General features: G+C 68.7%; 13 protein-coding genes. 6 read left to right on the top strand and 7 right to left on the bottom strand.

Annotated elements, in window-relative coordinates:
- Positions 1–161: 161 nt before the first annotated feature.
- Positions 162–1,295: a citrate synthase 2 gene (locus ABIB25_RS11975; protein WP_354528673.1), complete on the bottom strand. Its 1,134-nt coding sequence runs from the start codon at positions 1,293–1,295 to the stop codon at positions 162–164.
- Between the two features lie 328 nt (positions 1,296–1,623).
- On the opposite strand from ABIB25_RS11975, the gene pdxH reads away from it, so the two are divergent.
- From pdxH to ABIB25_RS11945, 6 genes are all read left to right on the top strand, one after another.
- Complete coding sequence (pdxH, locus tag ABIB25_RS11970) at positions 1,624–2,316, top strand: pyridoxamine 5'-phosphate oxidase (protein WP_354528672.1); 693 nt, start codon at positions 1,624–1,626, stop codon at positions 2,314–2,316.
- Positions 2,317–2,384: 68 nt separating this feature from the next.
- Complete coding sequence (locus tag ABIB25_RS11965) at positions 2,385–3,689, top strand: MFS transporter (RefSeq protein WP_354528684.1); 1,305 nt, start codon at positions 2,385–2,387, stop codon at positions 3,687–3,689.
- Between the two features lie 154 nt (positions 3,690–3,843).
- Positions 3,844–4,599, top strand: coding sequence for a hypothetical protein (locus ABIB25_RS11960; protein WP_354528671.1), 756 nt, complete (start codon positions 3,844–3,846; stop codon positions 4,597–4,599).
- A gap of 155 nt (positions 4,600–4,754) precedes the next feature.
- The gene (locus ABIB25_RS11955; RefSeq protein ID WP_354528670.1) at positions 4,755–5,330 is read left to right on the top strand and encodes a hypothetical protein; all 576 of its coding nucleotides are present in this window, start codon (positions 4,755–4,757) and stop codon (positions 5,328–5,330) included.
- Positions 5,331–5,394: 64 nt separating this feature from the next.
- Positions 5,395–6,330: an aldose 1-epimerase family protein gene (locus tag ABIB25_RS11950; protein ID WP_354528669.1), complete on the top strand. Its 936-nt coding sequence runs from the start codon at positions 5,395–5,397 to the stop codon at positions 6,328–6,330.
- 42 nt (positions 6,331–6,372) lie between these two features.
- Complete coding sequence (locus ABIB25_RS11945; RefSeq protein ID WP_354528668.1) at positions 6,373–6,618, top strand: DUF2630 family protein; 246 nt, start codon at positions 6,373–6,375, stop codon at positions 6,616–6,618.
- A 203-nt stretch (positions 6,619–6,821) separates the two neighbouring features.
- Here the strand turns inward: ABIB25_RS11945 and ABIB25_RS11940 are convergent, their stop codons facing one another.
- The 6 genes from ABIB25_RS11940 to ABIB25_RS11915 form a co-directional block, all read right to left on the bottom strand.
- Positions 6,822–8,438, bottom strand: a complete 1,617-nt coding sequence (locus ABIB25_RS11940) for an ABC transporter permease (RefSeq protein ID WP_354528667.1) — start codon at positions 8,436–8,438, stop codon at positions 6,822–6,824.
- A complete protein-coding gene (locus ABIB25_RS11935; protein WP_354528666.1) occupies positions 8,435–9,349 on the bottom strand; it encodes an ABC transporter ATP-binding protein in 915 nt (304 codons plus the stop codon). The genes ABIB25_RS11940 and ABIB25_RS11935 overlap by 4 nt, the downstream gene beginning before the upstream one ends.
- Entirely contained in the window at positions 9,346–10,047 is a 702-nt protein-coding gene (locus ABIB25_RS11930) for a TetR/AcrR family transcriptional regulator (protein ID WP_354528665.1), read from the bottom strand. The genes ABIB25_RS11935 and ABIB25_RS11930 overlap by 4 nt, the downstream gene beginning before the upstream one ends.
- A gap of 127 nt (positions 10,048–10,174) precedes the next feature.
- Positions 10,175–10,363 (bottom strand): PIN domain-containing protein, encoded by a 189-nt coding sequence (locus ABIB25_RS11925; RefSeq protein WP_354528664.1) that lies wholly within the window; start codon positions 10,361–10,363, stop codon positions 10,175–10,177.
- The gene (locus ABIB25_RS11920) at positions 10,360–10,596 is read right to left on the bottom strand and encodes an AbrB/MazE/SpoVT family DNA-binding domain-containing protein (protein ID WP_354528663.1); all 237 of its coding nucleotides are present in this window, start codon (positions 10,594–10,596) and stop codon (positions 10,360–10,362) included. Before ABIB25_RS11920 ends, ABIB25_RS11925 begins: the two co-directional genes overlap by 4 nt.
- 53 nt (positions 10,597–10,649) lie before the next feature.
- Positions 10,650–12,038: a cryptochrome/photolyase family protein gene (locus tag ABIB25_RS11915; protein WP_354528662.1), complete on the bottom strand. Its 1,389-nt coding sequence runs from the start codon at positions 12,036–12,038 to the stop codon at positions 10,650–10,652.
- Between the last annotated feature and the right edge of the window lie 132 nt (positions 12,039–12,170).

Genomic DNA, 12,170 nt, shown 5'->3' with positions numbered 1-12,170 from the left:
GGGGTGTGGCCCCCCCCGCGCGGCCCCCCTTGTCTGCCCCCCCCCCCCCCCGGGGGGCCCCCCCCCCCCCCCCCCCCCCCCCCCCCCCGCGCGCCCCCGCCCCCCCCCCCCCCCCCCCCCCCCCCCCCGTCCGGGGTGGGACCTACCGGCGAAAGGCGGGCTCAGCCGGCGAGGGCGAGTTCGCCGTAGCCGTCGACGAGTTCGGGCTGGCGGGGGGCGTGGCCGTCGTAGATGGCCGACGGCCGGACGAGGCGGCCGAGTCGCTTCTGCTCGAGGATGTGCGCGCTCCACCCGGCGGTCCGGGCGCAGGTGAACATGGCCGGCATCATTGGGGCCGGTACGCCGGCGAAGTCCAGGATGACGGCGGCCCAGAACTCGACGTTGGTCTCGATCGCCCGGTCCGGGCGCCGTTCCCGCAGCTCGGCCAGCGCGGCCTGCTCCAACGCGGCGGCAGCCTCGTATCGGGGAGCATTCAGTTCCAGGCAGGTCCGGCGCAGCACTCTCGCCCGAGGGTCCTCGGCCCGATAGACACGGTGCCCGAAGCCCATCAACCGGTCGTGACGGTCGAGAATTCCCTTTACGACGGAGGCGGCGTCGCCGCTCTCCTCGGTGGCCGCGATCATCGGCAGCACCCGCGCCGGCGCGCCACCGTGCAGCGGGCCGGACATCGAGCCGACGGCCCCGGTGAAGCAGGCTGGTACGTCGGCGCCGGTCGACGCGATCACCCGGGCGGTGAAGGTGGAGGCGTTCATCCCGTGCTCGGCGGCCGAGACCCAGTAGGCGTCGATGGCTCGCACCTGCTCCGGAGTCGGTTCGCCGAGCCACATCGTCAGGAAGCGCTCGACGACGGTCGGCGCAGCATCCAACAGTGACTGCGGCACCTCCGGAAGATCGCCGCGGGCGGACCGGGCGGCGTAGGCGAGGGTTGCCGCGGTCGTCTGGGCCAGGTGGTCACGCGCCTGCTCGTCGGTGATGTCCAGCATGGCGCCGAACCCGCGCGCCGGTGCCAGCAGCGGGAGGCTGGCCTGTACATCGACGCGGACGTCACCGGAGCGGAACGCGGGCATCGAGATGTCCACCGGCAGGTGGGCGCCGAAGGAGTCGTCGACCAGCAGGGACCAGACGTCCTCGAAGCCGACTCGTCCGACCAGGTCATCGATGTCGACCCCGCGGTATCGCAGCGAACCGCCGTCCTTGTCGGGTTCGGCGATGCCGGTGTGGAAGGCGACCACACCTTCGAGGCCGGGCACGAATGCGGCAGCGGCGGGTGTCTGATCGGATGCGTTTGGAGCCATTTCGGGCACCTCCACGTTGAGGGTTCGACAGCGCGTCGATCGGAAACGGACAGTCCAGCGCCACGATCCGGGAGTCTGACGCCCCTGGGAACGGCCACTCAACTTGCCGCCACTGTCCTCCTCTGCGCTGTGCTGGTGCCATGCTCCGGGCCGGTGCTCTTGGTCACGTCCGCCGCAGTCCCGTTCGAGTCGACGCCGGAAGAGGGGTGTATCCACCGACCGAATCGGGTGCTGTTGTTGGTCGTGGGTGGAGGTAACCGTTAGCTAAAGTAAGAGATGGTCGGTGAAGTGCGCGACCGGACGAAATCGAATCGGACAGGACGGCGACGTGAGCATCGAAGATCTCGCGAGGATGCGGGAGAATTACACGCTGGCAGGGCTGCAGGAGTCGGACCTGGCCGCTGATTGGGTCAGCCAGTTCGCCTCGTGGTTGGACCAGGCGGTCGAGGCCGGGGTGACCGAACCCAACGCCATGGTGGTGGCGACGTCAGGATCCGACGGCAGGCCGACCGCACGGACGGTACTGGCCAAGGCCGTCGACGGGCAGGGGGTCGTCTTCTACACCAACTACACCTCGTCCAAGAGTCACGATCTGGACGAGAACCCCTGGGCTGCAGCGACCTTCCCCTGGTACCAGCTACAGCGGCAGGTCCATGTCCGTGGGCCGGTGCACAAAGTCGACGAGGCCACCTCGCTCCAGTACTGGCGGACGAGGCCCCGCGCCTCGCAGATCGGGGCCTGGTCCAGTCCGCAGTCGACCGTCGTCGCCGGCCGGGACGAACTGGATCGTCTCCAGCAGCGCGTCGAGGACCAGTTCGGTGCGCGGCATCTCGATCATCCCGCCGAGGCAGAGGCCCAGGAGATCCCGCTGCCACCACACTGGGGTGGCTGGCGGATCGAGCCGATGACGGTGGAGTTCTGGCAGGGCCGCACCGGGCGCATGCACGACCGACTCCGTTACCGCCTCGTCACCGAACATGGTGTCGAGGACCGCTGGGTCGTCGAGCGGCTTGCTCCGTGACGGACAAGCCCCCCACACCCGGGACCGGCTCCTCCAACGGCACCGAACCTCCTGACGAGACCGACGAGATGGCCGGTCTGCGAGAGCGCCGGGGTGGTCGTCTCGGGCGGATCGTGCCGGACTCGCGGCCGCTGCAGATCCCGGCCTACCGGCGGATGTTCCTCTCCCAGATCGCCACCGTGGTCGGATCGCAGCTGACGGCGGTGGCCGTGCAGCAGCAGATCTTCGACATCACCGGGAGTTCGGCGCTCATCGGTGTCGCGTCGCTGGTCGCCCTGGTGCCGCTGGTCGTCTTCGGGCTCCTGGGCGGCGCCGTGGCCGACAGCTTCGACCGGCGCAAACTTCTGATGATCACCTCGGTCGGGATCGCGGCGACCAGCCTGGCGCTGTGGCTGACGGCGCTGTCCGGTACCCGTCAGGTCTGGGTGGTGATGGCCCTGCTCGCCGTCCAGCAGGGTTTCTTCGCGGTCAACCAGCCCACCAGGAGCGCTGTCCTGCCGCGCATCGTGCCCGCCCAGTTGGTACCGGCCGCAAATGCTCTGAACATCACCGTCTTCTCCACCGGCGTCATCGTCGGGCCGTTGCTCGTCGGCCTGCTGATCCCGGTGATCGGACTGGCGTGGCTGTTCTTCCTGGACGCGCTGACGCTGACCGGGGTGCTGTATGCGGTGTTCCGGCTACCCCCGATCCCGCCGGCCGGAGCCGGCGCCGGCCGCGGCCGGGCGAAGGTCGGCGACGGTTTGATCTACCTGCGGGCACGACCACTCCTGCTGATGACGTTCGTCGTCGACATCATCGCCATGGTCTGCGGCATGCCGCGGGCCCTGTTCCCGGCCATGGCCGAGAACACCTTCGGCGGGCCGCCCGGCGGCGGTGTGGCTCTCGGCCTGTTGAATGCCGGGCTGGCCGTCGGGTCGCTGCTGGGTGGATTGACCGGCGGCTGGATCACGAGAGTCCATCGACAGGGCATCGCGATCCTGCTGGCCGTCATCTTCTGGGGATTCTCGATGGCCGCGTTCGGCAGCACGTCGCTGCTGTGGCTTGCGGTGTTCTACCTGGCCATCGGCGGGTTCGCGGACCTGGTCAGCTCGGTCTACCGGTCGACGCTGCTCCAGGTGGCCGCGACCGACGAGATGCGCGGGCGCATGCAGGGCGTCTTCACCGTCGTGGTCGCGGGCGGTCCACGGCTCGCCGACCTGGTGCACGGGGTGGTGGCCGATGCCACCTCCACCCAGTTCGCCGTCGTCGGCGGAGGCCTGCTCTGCGTGGTGCTGACCCTGGTGGCCGGTTGGTTCGGCCGTTCGATGTGGGACTACGACTCCCGGAACCCCTCGATCGACGAGCCGGGCCGGGTGGTCGGCCGGTCCGTCTGATCGGCCAGGCGAGTTGCGCGGCGTGGGTGTCGCCGACCAACTACGCGCACGAAAGGACAACCGGTACCGGCGAAACGGGCGCCGCAGGCGCCGCAGTCAGGCAGAATCAGCGCTACCCGCGTGACCAGACGCGGTGCCGGAACCGGGAGGCCACGTGACTCAGGGACCTGATTTCCAGAAGGGCGGCCCCGCGAATCCGTATGGGCAGGGCCCGGACCCGCATGGGCGGGGCGCGGACCCGTACGGGCACGCGGACCCGTACGGGCAGGGGTATCAGCCCCAGGGTCAGCCTGTCCCGGGCTACCCGGCCGGATATCCGGCACAGCCGTCCTACGATCCGGTGACCGGCCAGCCGCTCCCACCCGGACCGCCCGCCTACTCTGCCGTCGACCCGTACGCGCAGCCGCCCGCCCACCAGCAGGCGCCGCCCGGATACCCCGCCGGTTACTTCCCGCCGGGCTATCCGATGGTGCCGATGTACCCCATGGTGCCGCAGCGGCCGCCACGACCGGGCGGAGCCGTTGCCGCGGCCGTACTCGCCTTCGTGCAGGCCGGTTTTGTCCTGCTCGGCTCGACGGTGATCTTCGCAGGCGGAAACGCCTTCGGATTCGCGGGTTCGAGCCTGCGTGACGAATCGGTGCTGATCGGCTGCTCGGCCCTGCTGGCCGGAGGGCTGCTCATCGCGGGCGGAACGACGGTGCTGAACCGCAAACCGGTGCTGCTGATCATCGGGGCGGTCGCTTCACTCGCCATCTCGCTCTACTTCATCATCCGGCTCTCCGACTTCGCCTTCGGCGATGCGACCTGGGTACCGATCGTCTACGCCGTCCTGCCGATCATCGCGGTCGCGCTGACCATGGGCGCGGACGTCAGGAGCTGGGTGAGAGCAAGGAACGCTGGGCTGTCCTGACGCCGAGCGGCGCCCTGTCCTGACACCGACCGGGGCCCGTCCCGGCCGGAGGCGGGTGCGCGTCCCTGACGGAGGCCGGTCCGAGAGCCCGGCGCGATGGTGCAGGATTCAAGGTGGCCTGCCCCGTTCCGGGCTGCCCAGAGGAGGCGTCGTCCATGACCTACCCCGCACCACATTCGCCGCAGGACTGGGCGCCGTATCCACGTCTCGACGACGCGGTCAGGGCCTACATCCGGGATGCGGACGCTGCGCTGGAAGCCCTGTACGGCGTGCTCGACCCGAGTGCGGTCAAGGCCTTCACCTGCGAACGGGTGCCCTCGCAACAGGCGTGGGGCGAATCGTTGTGGCAGGAGGTGGCCGTCACCGACGGGCACCGGCTGATCCTCTGGCACGGCGACGACGAGACGGACGACGACCGTCCGGACGTGCTGATGTTCTCCTCGTCGGTCCGGACGATCCCGCTGCACGCCATCGTCGACCAGGGACTGCGGAATCGTTTCAAGGCCGAACCCGACGGATCCCGCACCATGCACGCGGTGATGCTCTACCTGTCGACCCAGACGCCTGAACGCTCGATGACGGAGCTCACCGAGGCGAACGAGACCCGCACCGTTCAATACGTCGAGACCTACCGCTTCTCGAAATCGGTGACCGACGGTGGTCTGGCGCAGATGCAGCGGCTGCTCCAGTTCGGCCGCGCGGTGTCGCACTTCACCGCGCAGGCCCGATGAGCGGGCCTCGTAGCGAGGGACGAGCTCATGTCCCGATGAGCGCCTGGGCGAAGAGGCAGGAGCGATGAGCGCGACCGTCGTCCGCCCGGTTTCGGGCCACCAGTTCGAGGTGCGTCGCGGAGATGCGGTGGTGAAGGTCGGTCAGGTCGCGGCCGTCCTGCGCGAATTCTCCGTTGCCGGCGTGCATTTCACCGAAACCTGGACCGACGACGTCGTCGCGCCGATGGGGTGCGGTCTGGTGCTGGCACCCTGGCCGAACCGGGTGGCCGGCGGCAGATGGCAGCACGAGGGAAAGACCCAGCAGCTGGACATCACCGAGCCTTCCCGCGGGAATGCGATCCACGGCCTGCTGCGGAACACCGCGTACCACCTGGTCGACCAGGGCGAGGACTTCGTCACGCTGGGCGCCTCGATCTACCCGCAGCACGGGTACCCTTTCACCCTCGATCTAGAGGTGATCTACGCGCTGGTCGACGACGGTCTGCGGGTGACCTACCGCCTGACCAACGTCGGTGTTGGCACGGCTCCGTTCGGCATCGGCGCGCATCCGTATCTCCGGGTGGGGGAGCACGCTGCTACCGACCTGACGGTGACGGTGGCCGCCGACACCCACGCCGCGGTCGACGACCGGATGATCCCGATGGCCAGGGAGTCGGTCGACGGCACCCACCTTGACCTGCGCGGCGGGATACGGGTGGGGGACATCAAGGCGGACACCGCACTGACCGGCCTGACGGCGACCGACGGCCGGGTCGCGCACCGACTGGCCGCAGGGGACGGAACCGCCGTGGTGCTCTGGGCCGACGAGGTCTTCGGCTGGGTGCAGATCTACTCGCCCGAGAACTTCCCCGGGCCAGGGCTGCCGGACCAGCGGGTGGCGATCGCAGTGGAACCGATGACCTGCGCCGTCGATGCCTTCAATTCCGGTGACGGGCTACTCCACCTCGCGCCCGGCGAGACGTGGACGGCATCATGGGGTTTGCGTCCGGAAGGTTTCTGACGGTTTTCCGCGCGACCGCCTCTAGGTAAGGAAGTGCCCCACATGACCGAGCACGACATTCTCGGAACCGTCCGCTCCCTCGTCGATCAGGAGCACCAGCTCCGTGCGAAGCGGCTGGCCGGCGAGATCGACTCGCAGGCGGAGCATGCCGAGCTGCAATCCCTCGAGGAAGCACTCGACCAGTGCTGGGACCTGCTCCGCCAGCGCCGCGCCAAGACCGAGTTCGGCGAGAACCCCGAGGACGCCGCGGCCCGCCCGGTCAAGACCGTCGAGGGCTATCTCCAGTAGCCGCCGCTCTCTGCTAGCCGCCGCTCTCTGCGCATACAGTTCTGCCCGGCGCGTTCGAATCTGCCCGTAAATCGCAGATTTCGGCTGATTCTGGGCACTCCTGTATACGCGGTCGGTCGCCAGGGGTCGTGGTCCGTCGCAAGGCGTCGCGGTCGGTCGCCACGGACCGCCGAGAGTCGCCAGGCGCGTCGTCAGCCGCGTCGTCAGCCGAGGTCGCGCCGCGTGAACGCCCGGAAGCCGACGGCGGTGAACGCCGCGGCGCCCACGATCAGCGCCACCACCGGGGCCCATGTCATGGGAGCCGCCGGCAAGGCCGGCACCAGGGTGTAGGGCGAGAGATCGCGGATGGTCGCGGGCAGGCCCAACAGCTCGCCCAAGGGTCCGAGCAGGGCCGCCAGTCCGAGCAGGCCCCAACTCGCGGAGGAGAACTTCGGCGCCACTGCGATGACCGCGGAGGTGACTCCGCCGATCACCAGCACCGCTGGGATCTGGACGGCCATGGCAGCCAGGCCGGCACCAGCAGGGCCAACGTTCCAGCGCACCGCTGAAGTCGCCAGACCGCAGATCACCAGGAGGCCGGCCGACCCGCCCAGGCTGCAGAGCAGGTGCCCACTCCACCAGCGGGTTCGTGAAAGTCCAGTGCACAAAACAGTTTCGGCTCGGCCGGCTTCCTCCTCGACCCGCAGGCGAAGGGTCGCCGACACCACGTAGCCGCCGGCGACGAGTCCGGCGATTCCGGCCAGCGCCGACAGCAGTTCATCGGACACGGCTCCGGTGCCACCCAGATCCTCGACCAGTTGTCGGATGCGCTCGTTGTCTCCGATCAGCGCCGCTGCGCCGGTGGCCAGGGAGCCGGTGAGCAGGCCGAGCACGAGGAACCCGGTGGCCCAGCCGATCCACGACGTCCGGTGCAGCCGGAGTGCCAGCGACCAACCACTTCGCAGGCTGGTGTTGCCGGCTGGGCCGAGGCCGGCTGCGAAGAGGCCATGGCCCAGGTCCCGTCGTCCGGACAAGGCAATCGCGATAGCGCTGAGAACGAGAGCCGACGCGACGAACAGCAGGAGGACCGCCCAGCGCTGCGCCCCGAACGCGCCGACCTCTGCGACCCAGCCCAACGGACTCAGCCAGCGCAGCCAGCCGGCTCCGGACCACAGATCGGCAGCAGCCCGGACAGCGAACGCCGTGGCAAGAGCAACGAGAGCCGAAGCCGTTGCCGTCCGGGCATTCTCGAAGATCTGCGCACCGACTGCTGCGACCGCACCGAAGACGAGGCCAGGCCCGGCGAGGCAGGCTCCCAGTGCCAGGGCGCCCGCCGTAGGGAGTCCGCTGCCGATGGCACCCAGCGCGCCGATACCGCCGATGACGACGGCGCACGTCCAGGCGAGGAGCAGCGCGGCGGTCAACGTGCTGCGCCGGCCGAGCACGCCGGAGGCGAGAAGTTCGGCCCGCCCGGACTCTTCGTCGGCTCGGGTCCGACGGACCACCGTGAACACCGACATCAATGCGACGGCCAGACCGCCCAGCACTTCGACCCGCCACGCCGTCACGCCGCCGAGTGATGGCGTGGTGAGCGGGCCGGTCAGGGCGAGGAAGGCGGGGTTGGCAGTGATCGAGTCCACCAGCTGGGCCCGGTCGGCCGCCGTCGGGTAGAGGCCCTTGATCGCGGAGACGGTGGACAGCACGGTGGCTGCAACGGCAAACGTCCAGATGATCAGGGGCAGCCGTTCTTGCCGGAGACCCAGGCGTAGGACGGTCCACAATCCGGCATACCGTTGCCGAGCAACAGTTGTCGACGACGTCGGTCGCGTGTCGATGCTCATCGGGTCACCTTCGGGCCAGGCTCCGGTGCGCGCCCGTAGTAGCGCAGGAACAGCTGCTCCAGGGTAGGTGGCTGCGCCGTCAGGGACCTGAGCCCGCCGGCGGTCAGGACCCCCAGCACGGCGCCGAGTTCTGCGTCGTCGACGTCGAATCGGACGTGGTGGCCGGTGACCGTGAGGTTGTGCACGCCAAGAGCCTGACCGAGTGCCGTTGGCGGCGAATCGATCTCGGCCTCCACACGGGTCCGGGTCAGGTGTCGGAGTTCCGCCATGGTGCCGGACTCGACCAGGGCACCGGCCTTGATGATGCTGACGCGATCGCAGAGTTGCTCGACCTCGGAGAGGATGTGGCTGGACAGCAGCACCGTCCTACCCTGTTCGCGCTCGTGACGGATGCAGTCCGAGAAGACCGACTCCATCAGGGGATCGAGTCCGCTGGTCGGCTCGTCGAGCACGAGCAGCTCGACAGACGAGGCGAGAGCGGCGATGATGGCCACCTTCTGCCGATTCCCCTTGGAGTAGGTGCGCGACTTCTTCCGCGGGTCGAGCTCGAAACGGGCGATGAGGTCGTCGCGTCGCTTCGTGTCGAGCCCACCCCGCAACCGGCCCATCAGGTCGATGACCTCGCCGCCGGTCAGCGTCGGCCAGAGGTTGACGTCCCCGGGAACGTAGGCGAGCCGCCGGTGCAGGTCCACCGCGTCACGCCACGGATCGCCGCCGAGCAGCCGGATCTCGCCGGCATCGGCCCGCAAGAGACCGAGCAGCACCCGGATGGTGGTCGACTTCCCGGATCCGTTCGGCCCGAGGAAGCCGTGCACCTCGCCGCTGCGGACGCTCAGATCGAGCTGGTCCAGGGCGATGGTCGCGCCGAAAGACTTGGTCAGGCCGCGGATCTCGATCGCCTCGCCGCTCATGATGACTCCTCTCGCATTTCCTGTCGTTCGCCTCGCACGGACGATTGGCTCGCGGGATTCTCCCGTTGCCACTCCCGATAGGCATCCAGGTAGCCCGAATCGGTGAACAGGCCATGGGTGTACAGCTCGAGCCCCGGAAGCATCAACCGCTGCGAAGCTGCCGGGACCAGCTGCTCTGCCGGTGTCTCTGTCGGCACCAGATATTCGGCAAGGAGGTGGCTGCCGAGACTGGTGACCACCATCAGCACGGCTCGCCCGTGGGGATCGGCGGTGGGCCGGACGCGTCCGGAGGCGACGGATCGGTCGAGGTATCTCTCGGTGTCGACAACCAGAGCGTCGAAGATCTGTCGGGCAAAGGTGCCCCCATCGATCAGCGAACGTCGGATGTAGGCGGCCAGTGGCAGCATCTCCGGGGTCCGTTCGATCATCCCGACGACGGTGGCGGGAGAGTCGTCCCGGGCGATCTCGTCGACCTGGACGGTGTACCAACCGAGGACGTACTCGTTGCACGCCTCGCGCAGGCCATCCTTGGATCCGAAGTGGTGCAACAGGAGTGCCGGCGAGACCCCGACCTCGGCGGCGATCGCGCGGACCGTCGCCGCCGCGAAGCCGGACCGGCCGATCATCGTGATGGCCGTGTCCCGAATGCGGGCTTTGGTGGTCAGGTCGTCCGGATCGCCGCTCTTGACTAAACGCATGATCAGGATACTAAACGCTTGTTCAGCGCGCTGCAAGGAGGCGGAAGGGGAGGATTTCGCTGGTCGACATACTCGATACCTGCGCCGATCAGCCCGTAGGTGCTGACAGCGCGGATATCTCGGATGGTCAGCAAGGCGTCGTGCTCCACCGCAGCTGCAGCCACCATTCCGTCATAGACGGCACCCCGGTGATGCCCAGCCGGCCGGAGAGCGTGACCACGCGACCTGCCCACCACGCAGTGACCTGGCGGTGGAAAGCGCGCGGCTGGAGCACCGAGGGAACCGCGACGCTGGTGTCCACCACCAGGAGTGTCATCGTCGCAATGAGTCGACGAGCTCGAGGACGACGTCGTCGTCGACGACGGTAGTGCCCGCTGCGACCAGGACCCCGCCTTCCTCGACAAGCCTCGCCGTGCGCCCGACCGGGATCAGCTGCAGGCCGGCGCCGTAGCGCGAGATGTCGACCGACGAACCGGGAGCGAGACCGAGGGCATCACGGAGAGCTTTCGGGACGACGATCCGCCCCGCGCTGTCGATCGTGGTCTCCATGGCACGACGGTACGGGTCGGCTGCCATTTGTCCGGGGCGCATCAGCGGGGGCCTCAGCGGGTGTGGGGACGTTGCTCCCAGCGCCGGAGGGTCTCGGTGCGCTCGGCGGCGTGATCGACGATCGGCGGGGCATAACCCTTCGGGACGCCGTCCGGCAGATCCCACGGACGGTGCACGGCCTTGCCGGCGACGGCGGCCAGCTCCGGGATGTACCTGCGGACGTAGTCGCCGTCAGGATCGAACTTCTCGCCCTGGCTGATCGGGTTGAAGACCCGGTAGTACGGCGACGCCTGGGCGCCGGCTCCGGCCACCCATTGCCATCCGTGGGTATTGGAGGCGATGTCGCCGTCCACCAGATGGTCCATGAAGTGGGCTGCCCCGAGTTGCCAGGCCAGGTGCAGATCCTTGATCAGGAACGACGCCACTCCCATCCGGACGCGGTTGTGGATCCAGCCCTCCGCCAGCAACTGACGCATGCCGGCGTCGACGTAGGGGTAACCGGTGCGCCCGAGCTTCCAGGCCTCGAATCGCTCGTCGGCCTCCTTTCCGGTATCCCAGTCGAGCCGGTCGATCGTCAGATCGGCTGACACCGTCAGCGTGTCCGGCCGGTGGAAGAGGATGTCCGCGTAGAAGTCCCGGAAAGCCAATTCACGCTGGTAGGAATCGGCTCCCACCGAACGCCGGCGGGCGAGGTCGGCCAACAGGGTTCGCGGATGGATGCAACCCCACTTCAGATAGGGCGACATATGGCTGGTGCCAGGATGATCTGGGCGGTTTCGTTCGTCATCGTAGGCAGCGACGGCGGTCTCGAGGAAGTGCGACCACGCTTTCCGGGCGGCGGCCTCGCCCGGTTCCGGTAGTTCCATCCCCTTGCTCAGGGCCGCCGACACCTTCTCGGAGGCAACAGACCTGCCCAGCCCGGCCGGGTCGACGAACTGCACGGAGTCACCCGACCCGGCGGGCTTGCGCCAGCCGTGGGCCGTCCACCCCCGGAAGTAAGGGGTGAAGACTGCGTACGGCTTGCCGTCGGGCTTGTTGACCCGGCCGGGTGCGATGGCGTAGGCCGAACCGGTGGTGACCAGCTCGACGTTCTTGTCCTGCAGTGCCTTTTCGACTCGCTCGTCCCGGGCTCGACCGTAGGGACCGTAGTCGGCCGAGATGTGGACCTGCTTCGCATCGACCTTGGCGGCCAGCTGCGGAATGACCTTCTCGGGTCGTCCGTGCACGATCAGCAGACGTCCGCCCATGGACTCGGACAGCGCGTCGAGGCAACCCGCCAGGAAGTTCCGGCGCGGCGAACCCGACCCGTTCAGCAGTTGGTCGTCGGCGACGAAAACGCCGAGCACATCGCGACTCTCGCCGCCGGGGCCGTGAGCGGCCGCGAGGAGGGCGGGGTGATCGTCCAGACGTAGATCGCGCCGGAACCACAACAGTGTCGTCATGACGGACTAGTTCCCTTGCGCCAGTCCAACAACACCTGTGACTCCCGCCTGCGCAGCCAACGCGGACGGCTCACCCCGGTGCGCATACAGGAATGCCCATATCGGCCCCGATCGACCGAAAACGGGCACTTC

Origin of the sequence: Nakamurella sp. UYEF19, assembly GCF_040546275.1 — a bacterium.
Taxonomy (GTDB): Bacteria; Actinomycetota; Actinomycetes; order Mycobacteriales; family Nakamurellaceae; genus Nakamurella.
Note: the sequence above shows the minus strand (reverse complement) of the source record. Positions and strands in the feature narration are given on the sequence as shown.